Consider the following 16,999-nt stretch of genomic DNA (forward strand, 5'->3'; position numbering starts at 1 on the left):
CGGCTGCGCGGCGGCAGCCGGCGCCGTGGTTCAGTGCGAGTGGCGCGGCACCTCGCGGCCGCGGCAGCCCACCAGGAAGTCGAGGTCGCAGCCCTCGTCCGCCTGCAGTACGTGGTTGACATAGAGCTTGCGATAGCCGCCGTCGGCCGGGGCTTCCAGCGGCTGCACGTCGGCCATGCGGCGCGCGAACTCGGCCTCGTCGATATCCAGGTGCAGGCGCCCGGCCTCGCAGTCGAGTTCGATCCAGTCGCCGTCGCGCACGATGGCCAGCGGGCCGCCGGCGGCGGCCTCGGGCGCCACGTGCAGCACCACGGTGCCGTAGGCGGTGCCGCTCATGCGCGCATCGGAGATGCGCACCATATCCTTGACGCCCTGGCGCAGCAGCTTGGGCGGCAGGCCCATGTTGCCCACCTCGGCCATGCCAGGGTAGCCGCGCGGTCCGCAGCGCTTGAGCACCAGCACCGAATTCTCGTCGACGTCGAGCGCTTCATCGACGATGCGTTCCTTGTAGTGTTCCAGGTTCTCGAACACCACCGCGCGGCCGCGATGGCGCAGCAGCCTCGGCGTTGCCGCCGACGGCTTGAGCACGGCGCCGCGCGGCGACAGGTTGCCGCGCAGGATGCGGATGCTGCCGTCGCGGATCAGCGGCTGGTCGAGCGGGCGGATGACTTCGTCGTTGGTGATGGGCGCGTCCCTGACGTTGTCCCAGATCGCCTTGCCGTTCACGGTCAGCGCCCCGGGGTGCGGCAGCAGGCCGGCCTCGCCCATGCGGCGCAGCACCGCCGGCAGGCCGCCCGCGTAATAGAACTCTTCCATCAGGAAGCGGCCCGACGGCATCAGGTCGACGATGGTCGGCGTGTCGCGCCCCACCTTGCTCCAGTCTTCCAGCTCCAGCGGCACACCGATGCGGCCCGCGATGGCCTTCAGGTGGATCACAGCGTTGGTGGAGCCGCCGATCGCGGCATTGACGCGGATCGCGTTCTCGAAGGCCTGGCGCGTCAGGATCCTGGAGAGCGTCAGGTCCTCGCGCGCCATCTCGACGATGCGGATGCCGGACATGTGGGCCAGCACGTAGCGGCGCGAGTCCACCGCCGGAATCGCGGCATTGTGCGGCAGCGAAGTCCCCAGCGCCTCGGCCATGCAGGCCATGGTCGAAGCCGTGCCCATGGTGTTGCAGGTGCCGGCTGAGCGCGACATGCCGGCCTCTGCCGACAGGAACTGGTGCAGGTTGATCTCGCCCGCCTTGAGCGATTCATGCAGCTGCCACACCGCGGTGCCCGAGCCGATGTCCTTGCCGTCGAGCTTGCCGTTGAGCATCGGCCCGCCGGTGACGACGATGGCCGGCACATCGCAACTGGCCGCGCCCATCAGCAGCGCGGGCGTGGTCTTGTCGCAGCCGGTCAGCAGCACCACCGCATCGATGGGGTTGCCGCGGATGGCTTCCTCGACATCCATCGCGGCCAGGTTGCGCGTCAGCATCGCAGTCGGGCGCAGGTTGGACTCGCCATTGGAGAAAACCGGAAATTCGATCGGAAAGCCGCCGGCTTCATACACGCCGCGCTTGACGTGCTCGGCCAGCTTGCGGAAGTGCGCGTTGCAAGGGGTCAGCTCCGACCACGTATTGCAGATGCCGATCACGGGGCGCCCGTCGAAGGCGTGGTCGGGGATGCCCTGGTTCTTCATCCAGCTGCGGTACATGAATCCGTTCTTGTCCGCGCTGCCGAACCACGCCGTCGAGCGCAGCGGCTTGCGTTGCTTGTCCTTGGAATCCGACATGTTGTTCCTGATGCGATGGCCGCCATGGCTGGCGGCCGGAATGGCAGGGACGACGGATCCAGCGGCGTTGCGTCATGGCGGCGCGGCGCCACGCTGTCTCCGGTCGTTTTTCTTTTGTCGGACGGAGTGTATGCAGCTTGCCGATATGCTACTAATGAAGAGTTCAGCCATTGCCATATCAATTCCGGCATTGGTATTAACCCTAGTCCTTATGCAAGCCCCCGCCAATTCCCCTGCCCCCGACGCCGCGCCGCTCTGGCAAAGCCACACCCGCCTCAAGAGCCGGCAATTGTTGCTGCTGCTGGCGGTCGCCGACGAAGGCAGCATCCATCGTGCCGCCGAGCGGCTGGCAATGACGCAGCCGGCCGCGTCGAAACTACTGCGGGAACTGGAAGAGATGTTGTCGGTGCTACTGTTCGAGCGCCTGCCGCGCGGCATGGCGCCGACCGACTACGGACGGGCGATGATCCGGCATGCGCGCGCGGTGATCGGCAGCCTGAACCAGGCGCGTGAAGAGGTGCTGGCATTGAAGGCGGGGCGGCTCGGCCATGTGGCGATCGGCGCCATCACGTCGCCAGGCGTGCGGCTGCTGCCGCCGGCGATCGCGCAGATCAAGGCGCGCTACCCGGGCCTGCGCGTGTCGGTGGAGATCGACAACAGCAACGTGCTGCTCGACCGCCTGGGGCAGGAAAAGCTGCACATGGTAGTGGCGCGGCTCTTTCCGGAGCACGACAAGGGGCGGCTGCGCTATGAACCGCTGTCGGAAGAGCCGGTGTGCGCGGTGGTCAGACCGGGCCACCCGATGCTGTCGGCGCAGGGCCTGTTGCTGGCCGACACCACCGAGGCCGCGTGGCTGATCCCGCCGGCGGGCACGGTGCTGCGCCACCGCTTCGAGCTGATGTTCCAGCGCGCCAGCCTGGCGCCGCCGGTCAACGTGGTGGAAACCGCCGCGCTGCTGTTCCTGACGCGCATGGTGACGCAATCGGACATGATCGCGGTGCTGACCGCCGATGTGGCGCAGTATTACGCCGCGTTCGGCATGGTGGAGATCCTGCCGATGGAGATGCCCTGCCATATGGACGATTTCGGCCTGATCACGCCGACCGACCGGCTGATGTCGCCGGGCGCGCTGCTGGTGGCCGACGCGCTGCGCGAGAGCGGGCAGCAAATCTACGGCGCTCAGCCCTGAGGCACTGCAGTATCGGCTGCGAGGCTGTAGATTCGGCAGGCGTTGTCGTGGAACATCGCGCGCTGCTCGGCCGGCGTAAAACCGGCGGTGATCACCTTGAAGCCGCTGAAGATCTGGTCGAAGCTGGCGCACAGGCCGTCGACCGGGAAATTGCTGGCGAACATCACGCGCGCGGGTGAGAACAGTCGGATGCAGGCCAGCACGATCCGCGCGTTGGCCGCCGCCGTCCACGGCTGGCCGGCCTGTCCCAGCCCCGAAACCTTGATGACGACGTTCGGGCATTCCGCCAGCATCGCCATCGCGTCTTCCCATGCAGCAAGCGCTGCAGGGCTGCGATCCGCAGGCAGGCCCGCGTGGTTGAGGATGATCGTCGTCGCCGGGAAATCTCGCGCCAGCCGCACCGCTTCCTGCGCATGCCACCACGGCACCTGCAGGTCGAAATGCAGCCCATGGCGCCCGAGTTCGGCAAAGCCGCGGCGCCAGCGCTCGTCTTCCATAAGGCTTGGCATGCGCGCTGCCGACAGCGCATCGGGGGCGCCGCCCGGCTTGTGCCGCACGCTGCGAACCAGCGGAAATTCCGCCTGCCGCGACAGCACGTCGGCCGCGTCATCGTGATGCAACCACGCCTGCGCCACCACCGCATGCGGCGTGCCGTGTTCGGCGGCCACGCGCGAGATGAACGCGGTCTCACCGATCGGATCGCATGGATCCCATTCCGTTTCGACGTAGACGGTCTTGCGCACGTCATGCCCGCCCGCATCGGCAAAGTAGTCCGCCGGGTAGTAGCGGCGCTTCAGCGCGCTGTAATCGCCGTAGCGGAACGGGATCAGGCCGGGGTCGGACAGCCACGGATGATAGTTCGTGACCGGATCCCAGAAATGGTGGTGGGCGTCGACGATGGGGCCGTCGTAGCGCGTGGATGCGTTCACCGCGGCTCCTTGTTTAGTTTGCCGCTGCCAAGATCGATCAGCAGCGTGCAGGCAACGAACACCACCGCGCAGCCCGCAAAGAAGTGCAGCACGGTCTGGTAGCTGCCCAGATGCTGCAGGATCAGCCCGACCAGAATCGGCACCACGATGCCGCCGAGGCTCCCAGCTAAGTTCATGGTGGCACCGACGATGCCGACGCGGTGGGCGGGCGCCAGGATTGCCGGCAGGCTCCAGTACAGGCTGCCCCACATGGTGATGAACGCGGCCAGGCACAGCAGCACCACGGCCTCGACCGGATCGTCGATGCGCGGCAACAGCAGGAACACCGCGCAGATCACCAACCCTGAGACGGTCAGCATGCCCTTGAGCACCAGTGCGCGCGGCAGCCGGCGCATCAGCGCGTCGGCGCCGAAGCCGCTGGCGAGCGACCCCACCGCACCGGACAAGAAGATGAAGAACATGGCCATGCCGATCTGCTTCAGGTCGAAGCCGCGCGCATGCGCCAGGTAGTTAGGGCCCCACGTCAGCAGGCCGAAGAACACCATCGCCCAGCAGGCGCGGCCGATGGTAAGGCCGCACCATGAGCGTGGCGCGATGCGCCTGTCTTGCGCCGCAGCGGCCGCATTGCCCGCGGTGGCGCGGATATGCGCAAGCTCGCCATCATTGACGCCCGGATGCTGTGAAGGTTGGTCACGCAGGTAGCGCCACGACACCCAGCTCATCACCACGGTCACCGCGCCCGCGATAAAGAACGCAGTCCGCCACGAACCGAACGCGACGATCAGGTAGGAAATCACGATGCCGCCGATGGCCGCACCGAGCGGACTTCCCGCGTCGACCAGCACCGCACCACGGCTGCGTTCGCCCGCGGACAGCCACAGCGCATTGAGTTTGGCGCCGGCCGGGAACAGCGGCGCCTCCGCCGCACCCAGTGCCATGCGAGTCGCCATCAGCGAGATGCCGCCGGTGGCAAACGCCGCCAGCGCCTGGAACGCGCCCCACAGCGCGGTGGAACCGGTGATGACCTTGCGCGGCCCGAAGCGGTCGATCAGCCAGCCGCCCGGCACCTGCAGCAGCGCATACGACCAGAAGAAGCTACTCAGCACCAGCCCCTGCATCGTCGGCGACAGGCCGAACTCCTTGCCGATGGTCGGCATGGCGATCGACAGCGAAATGCGATCGAGCAGGTTCATCACCACCAGCACGAACACCACGGCAAAGATGCGCCAGCGCACCCGGCTCGGTGCCTCGGCGCTTGCAATGGCCGCTGGCGGCGAGGCCGCGGCCTCGGGAGTGACGGATGTCGTCATGGTGTCTCCTGTCCTCGGTGTCGGTGGGACAAGCGGCGCGCGGTATCTTCCGCGCTGCCGCGTAGGCTGGTGCGTTTAGCCGATGATGTTGAACTGGCTGAAGTATTCCTCATTCAGCTCCAGGCCCAGCCCCGGCAGGTTGTCGTCGAGCTGCAGGTAGCCGTTGTCCGGCGCCGGATCGCCCTTGAAGATGTAGTAGAACAACTCATTGCCCACCTCCACGTCGTGCACCGGGAAGTACTCCGACATCGGCGAAGCGGTCGAGGCCATGGTCAGGTGGTAGTTATGCATCTGCCCGGCGTGCGGGATCACCGGCACCGACCAGGCCTCGGCCATGGCGTTGATCTTCTGCGCCGCAGTGATGCCGCCGACGCGGTTGGTGTCGTACTGGATCACGTCCACCGCGCGGCGCTCCAGCAGGTCCTTGAAGCCGTAAGAGGTGAATTCATGTTCACCGCCGGAGATCGGGAACGGGCTCACCTTCTTCAGCTCGGCATAGCCTTCGATATCGTCGGCGATCACCGGCTCTTCCAGCCAGCGCGGGTTGAACTCGGCCAGGCGCGGCAGCATGCGGCGCGCGTACTCCAGGGTCCAGCCCATGTAGCACTCCAGCATGATGTCGACGCCGTCGCCGACCAGCTCGCGCAGCAGGCGCACCTGCTCGATGTTCTTCTGCATGCCGGCGGGGCCGTCCTTGGGGCCGTAGCCGAAGCGCATCTTCATCGCGGTGAAGCCCTGGTCGAGGTAGCCCTGCGCTTCGGCCAGAAACGCGTCGCGGTCGTCGTTGTTGTAGAGCTTGGAGGCGTAGCACCAGATCTTCTCCTTGGTGCGCCCGCCCAGCAGCTTGAATACGGGCTTGCCGACCGCCTTGCCCATCAGGTCCCACAGCGCGATATCGACTGCGGAGATTGCCGCCATACCGATGCCCTTGCGGCCCCACGCATGGGTGCGGCGGTACATCTTCTGCCACAGGTATTCGTTGTCGAACGGGTCCTGGCCGATCACCACCGGTGCGAGGTACTGGTCGACGATCTCCTTGGCCACGCGCGGCGCCAGCGCGCAGTTGCCGATGCCGACCAGGCCGGTATCGGTTTCCACTTCCACCACCAGCCAGCCATGGAAGCGGAACGAGCCCATGGCGTCGCCTCGCTCAAAGAGGATGTCGGTGGCGTTGGTGCAGAAATGCGCCTGCGGCGGCACGGTCTTGCCCTTCCATTCAAAGACGCGGGCGCGGACGTTGGTGATCTTCATGTTCAGCTCCTGATGGCGATGTGTTGGCGCGAACGCTCCCCGGCCGCACCGGGGGCGGTCTTGCTGGATTTGGTGTGGTGAAGGTGGTGGCTAGGGCGCGGCGCGCCGCTGCGCACCCATGCGGCAGGCGATCTGGAATGCCTGCAGCGTGGCGCCCGGATCGGCGCGGCCCTGCTGCGTGATGTCGAACGCGGTGCCGTGCGCGGGCGTGGTGATCGGCACCGGCAGCCCGCCCTGCACCGTCACGCCGCGCGAGAAGCCCATCAGCTTGATGCCGATCTGGCCCTGGTCGTGGTACATGGTGACGATGGCATCGAACTGCCGCTGCGACGGCCCGCCCTGCACCTTCAGGAAGATGGTGTCGGCCGGGAACGGACCGTCGGCCGCCACGCCGCGCTCACGCGCCGCGGCCACCGCCGGGGCGATCACGTCGATCTCTTCGCGGCCGAAAGCGCCGTTGTCGCCATTGTGCGGGTTCAGGCCGCACACCGCGATACGCGGGCGCGCCATGCCGGCGCGGCGCAGGGCGTGGTCGATCAGGTCGATGGCGCCGCCCACGCGTTCCTGCGTGATCATCGCCGGCACGTCCTTGAGCGCCACGTGCGAGGTCACGCGCGAGGTCCACAGCCCGTCCAGAACATTGAACTCGCAGAAGTTGCCGTGGTAGCCAAGCTGCTCGGCAAACCAGTGCAGCTCATCGCTATGCGCCATGCCGGCGGCGTGCAGCGAGCTCTTGTTGAGCGGCCCGAACAGGATCGCGTCGGCCTGGCCCGCTTGCGCCAGCTGCAGTGCCAGCGCCAGCGTGCCCAGGCTGTAGCGCCCGCCCTCGGCACTGGCTTCGCCGCGCGCAAATGCCGGGCGCTCCGGCAGCTGCCAGTGGTACAGGCGCGGCTTGCCATCATCGGCAAAGGCGGGCGCATCGGTCTCGGCCAGCGCCAGCTCGACGCCTGCGATCCTCATGCCGTGGCGCCATTCGTCGCGGTCGGCAATCAGCAGGATCTCGGCCTGCGCGGCGGTCGCGGGGTCGGCCAGCAGCCTGGCGATCAATTCGGGGCCGATGCCGGCGGGGTCGCCCAGCACCATGGCGATTCTTGGACGGGAATTCATTGGACTTCCGGGTAGTTATTGGTCGAGCTTGACGCCCAGTTCAGCGATCAGCTTGCCATAGCGCACATACTCGGCACGCGAGAAGGCATCGAACTGCGCCGCGGTCAGCGCGCCGGGCACCGCACCCACATCGGCCAGCCGGCGCACGGTGTCAGGGTCCTTGATCACCGTGGCCAGCGCGCTGCTCAGCTTCTGCAGCGTCGCGGGCGGCGTGCCGGCCGGCGCATAGACACCGTACCACGCACTCATCTGGATGCCGGGCACGCCAGCTTCAGCCAGCGTGGGCACGTTGGGCAGCAGCGCCGAGCGCTGGTCCGCGGTGACCGCCAGCGCGCGCAGCTTGCCGGCCTTGATATGGCTGATGACCGACGGCATGGTCTCGAAGCTCATGTCCACCTGCCCGCCCATCAGGTCCACCAGCGCGCTGCTGCTGCTCTTGTATGGCACGTGCAGCAGCTTGCCCTTGATCTGCCGCGCGAAGGACGCGCCGGCCAGGTGCTGGGTGCTGCCGACCCCGGACGAGCTGTAGCGGAACTTGTCCGGATTGGCCTGGATCTGCGCCACCAGCGCCTTGACGTCGCGCGCCTGCACCTGGTTGTTGACCACCAGCACATTGGGCACCGACGACACCAGCGCCACCGGCGCCAGGTCCTTGAGCGGATCGAACTGCAGCTTGAGCAGGTGCGGGGCAATCGCTTGCGAAGTCACCACGCCCATCAGCAGCGTGTTGCCGTCCGGCGCCGCCTTGGCGGTCAAATCCGCGGCAATGGTGTTGGACGCGCCGGGGCGGTTGTCCACCACGACGGGCTGCTTCAGCTGCGCGGCGAGCTTGTCGGAGACGATGCGCGCCATCACGTCGGTGCCGCCGCCGGGCGCGGCGCCCACCATCAGCCGCACCGGCCGTGTGTCCTGCGCCCAGGCATTGCCCGTTACTGCCGCCACCGTGACCAGGCCGGCGAGTGCGCCGGCGATCCATGTCTTCATTGCTGTCTCCGTCGTTTTGCTGTCCGGCTCTGCGGCACGGATGAGCAGACTATAGGAGCATCAGTGATTCACCACTACTGATGTTTTTTGAACTGGCGATCACCTGGCGTTATACCTCGGCAGCCGCCTGCTGCGCGGTGCGCGGCAATGCCTTCAGGATCGCGACGAGCTGCCGCGCCGACGCGGACAAGGTGCCGCCGCGCCGCGTCACGATGCCAAAAGTCTGCTGCCGCGACTGCAGCCGCACGGGCAGGATGCGCAGCATCTTCTGGCGCTCGAACATCGCAGCCACGCCGGTCGGCAGCAGCGACACCAGCCCGGGGTCGCCCTGCAGCATGGCAACGGTGACCAACGCCGACGAGGTCGAGATCGCATTGGCGGGGAAGCTCATGCCGGCCAGGTCCAGCTCGCGCTGCAGCAGCGCATGCATCGGCATATGGCCGGCATAGGTGATCCAGCGATAACCCGCGAGGTCGGCAAACCCCATCGCCCGCGCGCGCGGCGCCGGATGCGCATGGCCCGCCACGACCGCTACCTGCTCGTCGCCAAGCGGGTGGTAGTGGTAGCGGGCCGGCTCATCACTGACCAGCGAGCGGCCGATCACCAGGTCGAGGTGGCCGTCGTCGAGCAGCCCCAGCAGGCGCAGGCTGGTGTCCTCGATGATCTCCAGCGCCAGCTCCGGCTGCGCCTCGCGCAACTGCGCCAGCGCCGGCACCAGCACCTCCGGCACCGCGCCCATGATCACGCCGATGGCCACGCGCCCGCCGCTGCCCGCGCGGATGCCCGCCACCTCCTCGCACATGGCGCCCAGGTCGGCCACCAGCTGGCGTGCGTGCCGAATCACGCAATGGCCAAAGGCATTGGGACGCATGCCGCGCTTGGAGCGCTCGAACAGCGGCGCTTCCAGCATGCTTTCCAGTTCCTGCAGCGACTTGCTGGCCGCCGACTGGGTCATCGCCATCGCCGCGGCAGCCTGGTGCAGGGAGGAATGCTCGTCCAGCGCGATCAGCAGTTGCAGCTGTTTCATGCGCAACCGGCCGGTCAGGGTGTCGAGGGTGGATTTCATGAAGGGTCTGTGAGTCGCAAAAGCGATCACCAGATGGAAAGGTTTCAATATACAGCCCGCGGGTCGGCTCGTATATTGGCCCGATCCAATTCATAAGCAGCCGGAGGAGACCATGACCCGCACCCCATCCCCCAACGTCTACCGCGGCGTATTCCCGGTAGCGCCCACCATCTTCGACGCCCAAGGCGGCCTCGACCTCGACGGCCAGCGCCGCTGCATCGACTTCATGATCGATGCGGGTTCGCACGGCATCTGCATCCTGGCTAACTTCTCCGAGCAGTTCGTGCTGAGCGACGACGAGCGCAACGTGCTGATGAAGACCGTGCTGGAACACGTGGACGGCCGCGTGCCGGTGATCGTCACCACCACGCATTTCAGCTCGCGCCTGTGCGCCGAGCGCAGCCGCGCGGCGCAGGACGCGGGCGCTGCCATGGTGATGGTGATGCCGCCCTACCACGGCGCCACCATCCGCGTGCCTGAGCGCAGCATTTACGAGTTCTTCGCCACGGTCTCGGATGCCATCGACATTCCCATCATGATCCAGGACGCGCCGGTCAGCGGCACCATCCTGAGCGCGCCGTTCCTGGCGCGCATGGCGCGCGAGATCGGCAATGTGTCGTACTTCAAGATCGAAGCGCCGCAGGCCGCGGCCAAGCTGCGCGAGCTGATCGAACTGGGTGGCGACGCCATCGTCGGCCCCTGGGACGGCGAAGAGGCCATCACGCTGATGGCCGACCTGGAAGCGGGCGCCACCGGCGCCATGACCGGCGCGGGTTTCCCCGACGGCATCCGCCAGATCCTCGATGCCTGGCAGGCCGGCGACGCCGAACTGGCCGCGCAGCGCTACCAGCAGTGGCTGCCGCTGATCAACTACGAGAACCGGCAAGGCTGGCTGGCCACCAGCAAGGTGCTGATGCAGGCAGGCGGCGTGATCGCATCGGACGCGGTGCGCCATCCGCTGCAGCCGATGCACCCGGCCACCCGCGAAGGGCTGCTGAAGATTGCACGCCGGCTCGATCCGCTGGTGCTGCGCTGGGCCCGCTGATCTCATTGAAAGGACAAGGCATGACTCTCTCAGGCGAACTCCTGATCGGCCGCCGCGCGGAACGCGGCGGCAACGGCACCATCCGCGCCATCGACGCGGCCACCGGTGCCACCCTCGAACCGGCATTCGGCGGCGCCACGGCTGCGCAGCTCGACCGGGCCTGCGCACTGGCGTGGCAGGCATTCGACGCCTACCGTGAGACCGCGCCCGAGCGGCGCGCCGATTTCCTCGAGGCCATCGCCGCCAATATCCTGGCGCTGGGCGATGCCCTGATCGAACGCTGCACCAGCGAATCCGGCCTGCCGCGCGCCCGCATCGAAGGCGAGCGCGGCCGCACCGTGGGGCAGTTGCGCATGTTCGCAAGCCTGCTGCGCCAGGGCGACTTCCTTGAACTGCGCGTCGACCCCGCGCAACCTGAACGCAAGCCGCTGCCGCGCGTCGACCTGCGCCTGCGCCATATCCCGCTGGGGCCGGTGGCGGTATTTGGCGCCAGCAACTTCCCGCTGGCGTTCTCGGTGGCCGGCGGCGATACCGCCTCGGCCCTGGCCGCGGGTTGCCCGGTCGTCGTCAAGGCACATCCGGCACACCCCGGCACATCGGAGCTGGTCGGCCGCGCCATCCGCAAGGCCGTTGACGACATGGACCTGCCCGAAGGCACTTTCTCGCTGCTGTTCGATGCCGGGCTGGAGGTCGGGCAAGGGCTAGTGGCCGACCCGCGCATCAAGGCCGTCGGCTTCACCGGCTCACGCGCCGGCGGCATGGCGCTGATGGCGATCGCGGCCGCACGGTCCGAGCCGATCCCCGTGTTTGCCGAGATGAGCAGCATCAACCCGGTGTTGCTGTTCCCGCACGCACTGGCCAATCGCGCCGAAGCCATCGGCACGGCGTTCGCTGATTCCCTGACGCTGGGCGCGGGGCAGTTCTGCACCAACCCTGGCCTGGTGCTGGCGGTTGCGGGGGATGACCTGGATCGCTTCCTGCATGCCGCGGCTGCGCGGCTGGGTGTGCTGCCGGCTGCGACCATGCTGACGCCCGGCATCCATCGAGCCTATTGCGCCGGCGTCGATACGCTCGCCAGCCATGCGCAAGTGCAGACCGTTGCGCGTGGCGCGGCGGGATCGGCTGCGCAGGGACAGGCCGCGCTGTTCGCCACCGACGCCGGTGCCTTCCTGGCCGACGAAGCGCTGCGCCACGAAGTCTTCGGCGCCGCCTCGCTGGTGGTGCGCTGCCGCGACCTCACCGAGATGCGGCGCGTCATCGACGCCCTGGAGGGGCAGCTGACCGCCGCCCTCCATATCGACGATGCCGACCACGACGCCGCCCGCACCTTGCTGCCAGCGCTGGAGCGCCTGGCGGGACGCATCCTGGTCAATGGCTTCGGCACGGGCGTGGAGGTCGGGCATGCGATGGTGCATGGCGGACCCTGGCCGGCTACGTCCGACGGCCGCAGCACCTCGGTCGGCAGCCTGGCCATCGCGCGCTTCCTGCGCCCGGTCAGCTACCAGGACATGCCGCCCGGCCTGCTGCCCGCATCGCTGCGCCCGGACAGCCCGCAACGCCACGCGTGGCGCCTCGACGGCAAGCTGCAAGGCATGCCCGGCTGAGGCTCACCTCGACAACGCCCGCAACGCATCGATCAGCAGGCTCATCGATGCCGTCGGCGGGCGGCCCCGCCGCGTGACGATGCCATAGGGCCCGAGCTTGCGCGGCAGGGGCAGCGGCAGTACCGCCAGCGCGCCAAGCCGGCCGTAGTAGGCGGCGACCGACTCCGGCAGCACCGCAATCAGTTCGCTGTCCGCCAGCAATGACGTGGTCATCAGCACCGCCGCCGTCTCGATGGTCGACGGCGGCGCCGGCACGCCGGCATCCTCGAACGAGCGGTCGATCAGCGCGCGCATCGGGCTGGGGCGCGGCTGCATGATCCACGGGTAGCCCGTCAGTTCCTCGAACGACAGCTTGCGGCGCCGCGCCAGCGGGTGCTGCGGCCCGACCACGATGGCCAGGCCCTCGTCGCCCAGCTGCTCGAATTCCAGCCCGCTGCTGTCCCAGCCATCCGGCACGCGCCCCAGCACGATATCGAGCTGGTCGCGCTCAAGCTGCGGCATCAGCACATCGCTGGTCTCCACGTGCACCGCCACTTCCAGCCGCGGATGATCGCGATTGAGCCGCCGGATCACATCGGCAAGCAGCCCCGGCGTGGGCGCCATCACCGCCCCGACCCGCACGCGCCCGATCTTGCCGGACTCCAGCGCCACCAGTTCATCGCGCAGCCCGCCCATGTCGGCAAACACCAGCCGGGCATAGCGCGTGGCCGCCAGCCCGAAGCGCGTGGCCCGCAGCCCGCGCGCATGGCGCTCGAACAGCGGCACGCCGAGCAGGTCTTCCATGTCCTGCAGCATCTTGCTGACCGCGGGCTGCGTCAGCGTCAGCGCCTCGGCGGCCTGGCGCAGCGAACCGCGCTCCTCCACCGCCAGCAGCAGGCGCAGGTGCTGCATTTTCAGGCGGCCGTGGAGGGTGCTGACGGGTGGGATCATGGGTGGGACGAAGCGTAGAGACGCGTGAGGGCAGGCTTTCGCCTGCGATCACAAATTCTTATCGCTTCGCCTCGTATGGTCAAGCCGGATATATCACTGTCACGCCGACGGCGGCCGGCATCGGATTACTCCTTCGGCGATTCCAGCGTGACTTTCGAGGGGGTGATTTCGCCGACATCCTCCCACGCCTTTGTGTCGAAGCTGAATCTGGCGACGGCGCAGGTCGGCATGTCGGTAATCTCGTCCGACAAGCGATGCGCGAAGTCGGTGAACTCGGGGTTGTGACCGAACAGCATCACGCAATCGAGCTTCTTGTCGAGCGCACGAACGACGGCCAGCAACTCCTCCGCGCTGGTGGCGTACAGCTGGTCATCGAGCGCGATGTCCTTGCGTGCATAGCCGAGCTCGTCGGCGATCAGTTGCGCTGTCGTCAGCGCACGCAGGGCCGGACTCGACAGGAGCAGGTCGGGCTTCAGCTTGCGCTCGGCCAGGCGCTTGCCCATTTCCGGGGCGTCTTGCCGGCCCCGGTCATTCAGGGGGCGCTCACGGTCGGGCAAGGAGGGATCATCTTTACTTGACTTGGCATGCCGGACGAGAAACAGGGTCTTCATGTTTCCTCCTGATCCAAAGGAATGATGTCGATTGCGCGCGTCAGGAGACCTGCACACGGCGACTGGCCTCGCCGCCACGCCCGCCCTATAGTGGACTTGGATGGGCGCGATTGCAACGCGATGCACGTCAACGCACCACCTGTCGGAGGACTGCGCCATGCGGAGCAATTCAGAAGCCATCGAGGTTGTGATCCCCGCCGGCGGCGTGGACCTGCAAGGCATACTCACGTTGCCACCTGGCGCAGTCGCATTGGTATTGTTTGCGCACGGCACGGGCAGTTCCCGGCTTAGCCCGCGCAATCGATATGTGGCCGCGGAGCTCAATCGCTGCGGCATGGCAACGCTGCTGATGGACCTGCTCCTGCCCGAGGAAGACCAGGTGCAGGCCATCCGCTTCGACGTCGAGCTCCTGGCGACACGGCTGGCGCAGGCGACCAGCTGGGTGGCGCGGCAGCAAGCCGTGCCACAGCGGTTCGGCTACTTCGGCGCCAGCGTTGGTGGCGCCGCGTCGATCCGTGCCGCGTGCCAGTCGCCCATCCCAATACACGCCGTCGTTTCGCGCGGGGGCCGGGTCGACCTGGCGGGCCCCGACGCCCTTGCCAAGCTGCTTGCGCCCACCATGCTGATCATCGGCGGGCTGGATCTGAGCGTGCTGGAACGCAATGAGTCGGCCTATGCCCAGCTGACATGCACCAAGAAGCTGGTGATCGTGCCCGGCGCTTCCCATTTGTTCGAGGAGCCCGGCGCACTGGAATCGGTCGCTCGCCTGGCGGCGCAGTGGTTCGAGCGTTATCTCGGCAAAGACTCGCCCTGACCAGGGCCTGCAACCTGCCCCTGGCGCCGAAGGTACAATGCCCGGGCCCGGCCTGACGGCCACCCGGGCAATGTCACTTTCGCAAACCTCTCAGGGAACAGGACACCAGCCATGCGCGACCCCAGCCGGGCGTTCCTCCTCGGTCCGCTGCTCAAAGGCGTCTCGCGTTCGTTCTATCTGACGCTGCGCGTGCTGCCTGTCCATATGCGCGATCCGGTCGGCCTGGCCTATCTGCTGGCGCGCGCCGCCGACACGATTGCCGATACCTCGCTGATCCCGCCACAACGGCGGCTGACGCTGCTGTTGTCGTTGCGCGACCAGGTCAACGGTGCCACAGCAGACTCAGCGCTGGCCGACAGCATCGCAACCGAGGTGGCAGGCCGGCAGGAACAGTCGGATGAGCGCATCCTGCTCCAGTCACTGGGCCCCGCGCTGGCGCTGCTGGCGCAGCTGGAGCCGGACGACCAGCAAGCGGTACGGCAGATCGTGTCGACCCTGACCGAGGGCATGGAATTCGACCTGCGAACGTTCCCCGACGAACACGCCGGCCGCATCGTCGCGCTTGGCGAACCGGAAGCGCTTGACCGTTACACGTACCTGGTCGCCGGATGCGTCGGCGAATTCTGGACCAGCATGACTGCCGCCCATGTGCCCGGCGCAATCCGCGTGCCCGACGCCATGCTGCGCCGCGGGGTCCGCTTCGGGAAGGCCTTGCAGATGACCAATGTCCTGCGGGACTGCGGCAAGGACCTGCGCATCGGGCGCTGCTATCTTCCGGCGACGATGCTGCACCAGCATGGCTTGAGCCCGCAGGATCTCCTGCTCCCGGACGCCTCGCTGCGCGCGCGGGCCTTGATGCTCGAACTCGTGCACGACACGCTGGACCACTTTCACGAGGCGATGGCCTACACGCTTGCCATTCCCCCGCACTTTATCCGGCTGCGGCTGGCTTGCCTGTGGCCCGTCCTTATCGGCATGGAGACCCTGCTGCTCCTGGTGCGCAACGACGACTGGCTGGACCCGGCAAAGACATCCCGGCTGCAGCGCAGCAAGGTATATCGGATCATTGCGTGTTCGCTGCCGATGGTGCCGTCGAACAGCCTGTTGCGCATCTGGTTTGCGCGCCAGATGCGCAACATCGATGCTGTCATTCGCTGATTCAATGGCCGGTGAATACCGTCAGCACCCCCGTATAGCCATAGAGGTGATCCCTTGCGATCTCGCCGCCGGCAAAGAAACCAGCCAGCGGCAGGTCGCCAAGCGCGCGGCGTACGGTTTGCAACTCGGCATGCGGCGCGCCGAAATGCGGCCCGCCCCGGCCTGAGCAACTGATGTAGAGCGCGCCACGTGCGCGGCTGCCGCCGCGTTCGATCTCTGTGCGAATCTCGGTGGCGACGCGCACCAGGTCCGCGCGCGCCGCGTCGGCATTGCGCATGCAGAAAGCCAGCCGCATGCCGGGCTCGACCATGTCGGCCAGCGCCAGCATGCGATGCTGCACGTCCAGGCCGATCAGGTGGCGCACCAGCGTGTCCGAGCCGAACCTGCCGGGCAGCACCGGAGCATCGTCGGCGGCTGAATTCAAGCCGGCCAGCGTTCCGGACAGCGCCTCCGCCATGGTCTCCACCTGGGCGTCGCGCTCGACGCCCAGGTCATGCAGGATGCAATCCAGGGCCGGCTTGCCGTCCAGCTCGAACAGGAGGTTGTGATCGCTGCGCGTCACGGCGCGCACCGGCCCGATCGGCTGGCAGCCCTGCGTGACGCGGGAGACCAGTTCGATTTCGGGGCCGAACAGCACGCCCGACAACCCACCGGAAAACACGCCATCGGCAATATGCAAGGTACGGTTGCGGGCCGACGACAAGCCGCCGAACAGGTAACCGGTGGCCGTGCGTGCGCTCAGCTCATGCAACAGGTCCTGCACATCCGGCGTACTGCCCTCGGCATGCACCAGCGCGGTATGGGGAACGAAGCCGGAAGACGCCGACGGCAAGGGCTGGCGCCCCGAAAACAACTGGAAGGCATCGCGCGGAAAAGGCGCCGCCATCAGCACCATGGCCGGCTCGTCGAAATACTCCTTGCCGCTGGCGGATACGCCCAGGCCGACCGTGCCGACCCAGGACACGCCGGGCCAGTTCTGCTGCAGCGCGGCAAGGATGGCCTCGGCGGCCAGCGCGTAGTAGTCGCTCAGGTAGCACCAGCCGAGCGTGAGCGGCGGCGCGTTGTCTGCCTTCGCCTGGCGCAGGAAATCCTGCGTGTCCAGCTGGCGCTGGCAGTCTGCCAGCGCGACCTGCCACTCGACGTGGGCCGCGTCAGCGTGAACGAAGGAAAGGTCATGCATGGTGGGTTCCTCCGTATTCAGGCTGGCGACATCCATTGGACCCTG

The 16,999-nt window shown here is 67.5% G+C and carries 15 protein-coding genes; 5 read left to right on the forward strand and 10 right to left on the reverse strand.

Features of this window, described 5'->3' with window-relative positions:
* Nucleotides 1–30: 30 nt before the first annotated feature.
* Nucleotides 31–1,776, reverse strand: coding sequence for an IlvD/Edd family dehydratase (locus tag AC1Q7H_RS07655; RefSeq protein WP_013951919.1), 1,746 nt, complete (start codon nucleotides 1,774–1,776; stop codon nucleotides 31–33).
* A 211-nt stretch (nucleotides 1,777–1,987) separates the two neighbouring features.
* Between AC1Q7H_RS07655 and AC1Q7H_RS07660 the strand changes: the two genes are divergently transcribed.
* Entirely contained in the window at nucleotides 1,988–2,965 is a 978-nt protein-coding gene (locus AC1Q7H_RS07660; RefSeq protein WP_492381087.1) for a LysR substrate-binding domain-containing protein, read from the forward strand.
* Here AC1Q7H_RS07660 and AC1Q7H_RS07665 read toward each other — a convergent pair.
* The 6 genes from AC1Q7H_RS07665 to AC1Q7H_RS07690 all read right to left on the reverse strand — a co-directional run bounded on the left by AC1Q7H_RS07665 (nucleotide 2,956) and on the right by AC1Q7H_RS07690 (nucleotide 9,612).
* Complete coding sequence (locus AC1Q7H_RS07665; RefSeq protein WP_492377781.1) at nucleotides 2,956–3,894, reverse strand: amidohydrolase family protein; 939 nt, start codon at nucleotides 3,892–3,894, stop codon at nucleotides 2,956–2,958. The two genes, AC1Q7H_RS07660 and AC1Q7H_RS07665, sit on opposite strands and share 10 nt — an antisense overlap.
* Nucleotides 3,891–5,204 (reverse strand): MFS transporter, encoded by a 1,314-nt coding sequence (locus tag AC1Q7H_RS07670; protein ID WP_492377782.1) that lies wholly within the window; start codon nucleotides 5,202–5,204, stop codon nucleotides 3,891–3,893. The genes AC1Q7H_RS07665 and AC1Q7H_RS07670 overlap by 4 nt, the downstream gene beginning before the upstream one ends.
* 75 nt (nucleotides 5,205–5,279) lie before the next feature.
* Nucleotides 5,280–6,455 (reverse strand): L-rhamnonate dehydratase, encoded by a 1,176-nt coding sequence (locus AC1Q7H_RS07675; RefSeq protein WP_492377783.1) that lies wholly within the window; start codon nucleotides 6,453–6,455, stop codon nucleotides 5,280–5,282.
* Nucleotides 6,456–6,545: 90 nt separating this feature from the next.
* Entirely contained in the window at nucleotides 6,546–7,562 is a 1,017-nt protein-coding gene (locus AC1Q7H_RS07680; protein WP_211979559.1) for a 4-hydroxythreonine-4-phosphate dehydrogenase PdxA, read from the reverse strand.
* 15 nt (nucleotides 7,563–7,577) lie between these two features.
* On the reverse strand, nucleotides 7,578–8,546 hold the full coding sequence (locus AC1Q7H_RS07685) for a Bug family tripartite tricarboxylate transporter substrate binding protein (protein WP_153954566.1): 969 nt from the start codon (nucleotides 8,544–8,546) through the stop codon (nucleotides 7,578–7,580).
* Nucleotides 8,547–8,655: 109 nt separating this feature from the next.
* A complete protein-coding gene (locus AC1Q7H_RS07690) occupies nucleotides 8,656–9,612 on the reverse strand; it encodes a LysR substrate-binding domain-containing protein (RefSeq protein ID WP_013951912.1) in 957 nt (318 codons plus the stop codon).
* Nucleotides 9,613–9,724: 112 nt separating this feature from the next.
* On the opposite strand from AC1Q7H_RS07690, the gene AC1Q7H_RS07695 reads away from it, so the two are divergent.
* Complete coding sequence (locus tag AC1Q7H_RS07695) at nucleotides 9,725–10,657, forward strand: dihydrodipicolinate synthase family protein (RefSeq protein WP_492381088.1); 933 nt, start codon at nucleotides 9,725–9,727, stop codon at nucleotides 10,655–10,657.
* Nucleotides 10,658–10,677: 20 nt separating this feature from the next.
* Nucleotides 10,678–12,261, forward strand: a complete 1,584-nt coding sequence (locus AC1Q7H_RS07700; RefSeq protein WP_492377785.1) for an aldehyde dehydrogenase (NADP(+)) — start codon at nucleotides 10,678–10,680, stop codon at nucleotides 12,259–12,261.
* Nucleotides 12,262–12,264: 3 nt separating this feature from the next.
* Here the strand turns inward: AC1Q7H_RS07700 and AC1Q7H_RS07705 are convergent, their stop codons facing one another.
* Nucleotides 12,265–13,191, reverse strand: a complete 927-nt coding sequence (locus AC1Q7H_RS07705) for a LysR family transcriptional regulator (protein ID WP_013951909.1) — start codon at nucleotides 13,189–13,191, stop codon at nucleotides 12,265–12,267.
* A gap of 125 nt (nucleotides 13,192–13,316) precedes the next feature.
* The gene (locus AC1Q7H_RS07710) at nucleotides 13,317–13,802 is read right to left on the reverse strand and encodes a SixA phosphatase family protein (RefSeq protein ID WP_013951908.1); all 486 of its coding nucleotides are present in this window, start codon (nucleotides 13,800–13,802) and stop codon (nucleotides 13,317–13,319) included.
* A gap of 157 nt (nucleotides 13,803–13,959) precedes the next feature.
* Between AC1Q7H_RS07710 and AC1Q7H_RS07715 the strand changes: the two genes are divergently transcribed.
* Together AC1Q7H_RS07715 and AC1Q7H_RS07720 are read left to right on the forward strand one after the other, a co-directional pair.
* Nucleotides 13,960–14,616: a dienelactone hydrolase family protein gene (locus AC1Q7H_RS07715; protein ID WP_013951907.1), complete on the forward strand. Its 657-nt coding sequence runs from the start codon at nucleotides 13,960–13,962 to the stop codon at nucleotides 14,614–14,616.
* Nucleotides 14,617–14,727: 111 nt separating this feature from the next.
* Nucleotides 14,728–15,774 (forward strand): phytoene/squalene synthase family protein, encoded by a 1,047-nt coding sequence (locus AC1Q7H_RS07720; protein ID WP_013951906.1) that lies wholly within the window; start codon nucleotides 14,728–14,730, stop codon nucleotides 15,772–15,774.
* A 1-nt stretch (nucleotide 15,775) separates the two neighbouring features.
* Here AC1Q7H_RS07720 and AC1Q7H_RS07725 read toward each other — a convergent pair whose 3' ends face one another.
* Nucleotides 15,776–16,954, reverse strand: a complete 1,179-nt coding sequence (locus AC1Q7H_RS07725) for an FIST signal transduction protein (protein WP_041228516.1) — start codon at nucleotides 16,952–16,954, stop codon at nucleotides 15,776–15,778.
* Nucleotides 16,955–16,999 lie beyond the last annotated feature (45 nt).

Source organism: Cupriavidus sp. GW823-FHT06D04 (genome assembly GCF_058795055.1).

Excerpts from the sequence above, each read along its gene's own strand:
- AC1Q7H_RS07725 (WP_041228516.1), bottom strand. The coding sequence starts at position 16,954 with ATGCATGACCTTTCCTTCGTTCACGCTGACGCGGCCCACGTCGAGTGG.
- AC1Q7H_RS07705 (WP_013951909.1), bottom strand. The coding sequence starts at position 13,191 with ATGATCCCACCCGTCAGCACCCTCCACGGCCGCCTGAAAATGCAGCAC.
- AC1Q7H_RS07720 (WP_013951906.1), top strand. The coding sequence starts at position 14,728 with ATGCGCGACCCCAGCCGGGCGTTCCTCCTCGGTCCGCTGCTCAAAGGC.
- AC1Q7H_RS07680 (WP_211979559.1), bottom strand. The coding sequence starts at position 7,562 with ATGAATTCCCGTCCAAGAATCGCCATGGTGCTGGGCGACCCCGCCGGC.
- AC1Q7H_RS07675 (WP_492377783.1), bottom strand. The coding sequence starts at position 6,455 with ATGAAGATCACCAACGTCCGCGCCCGCGTCTTTGAATGGAAGGGCAAG.
- AC1Q7H_RS07700 (WP_492377785.1), top strand. The coding sequence starts at position 10,678 with ATGACTCTCTCAGGCGAACTCCTGATCGGCCGCCGCGCGGAACGCGGC.
- AC1Q7H_RS07690 (WP_013951912.1), bottom strand. The coding sequence starts at position 9,612 with ATGAAATCCACCCTCGACACCCTGACCGGCCGGTTGCGCATGAAACAG.
- AC1Q7H_RS07655 (WP_013951919.1), bottom strand. The coding sequence starts at position 1,776 with ATGTCGGATTCCAAGGACAAGCAACGCAAGCCGCTGCGCTCGACGGCG.
- AC1Q7H_RS07715 (WP_013951907.1), top strand. The coding sequence starts at position 13,960 with ATGCGGAGCAATTCAGAAGCCATCGAGGTTGTGATCCCCGCCGGCGGC.
- AC1Q7H_RS07670 (WP_492377782.1), bottom strand. The coding sequence starts at position 5,204 with ATGACGACATCCGTCACTCCCGAGGCCGCGGCCTCGCCGCCAGCGGCC.
- AC1Q7H_RS07685 (WP_153954566.1), bottom strand. The coding sequence starts at position 8,546 with ATGAAGACATGGATCGCCGGCGCACTCGCCGGCCTGGTCACGGTGGCG.
- AC1Q7H_RS07695 (WP_492381088.1), top strand. The coding sequence starts at position 9,725 with ATGACCCGCACCCCATCCCCCAACGTCTACCGCGGCGTATTCCCGGTA.
- AC1Q7H_RS07710 (WP_013951908.1), bottom strand. The coding sequence starts at position 13,802 with ATGAAGACCCTGTTTCTCGTCCGGCATGCCAAGTCAAGTAAAGATGAT.
- AC1Q7H_RS07660 (WP_492381087.1), top strand. The coding sequence starts at position 1,988 with ATGCAAGCCCCCGCCAATTCCCCTGCCCCCGACGCCGCGCCGCTCTGG.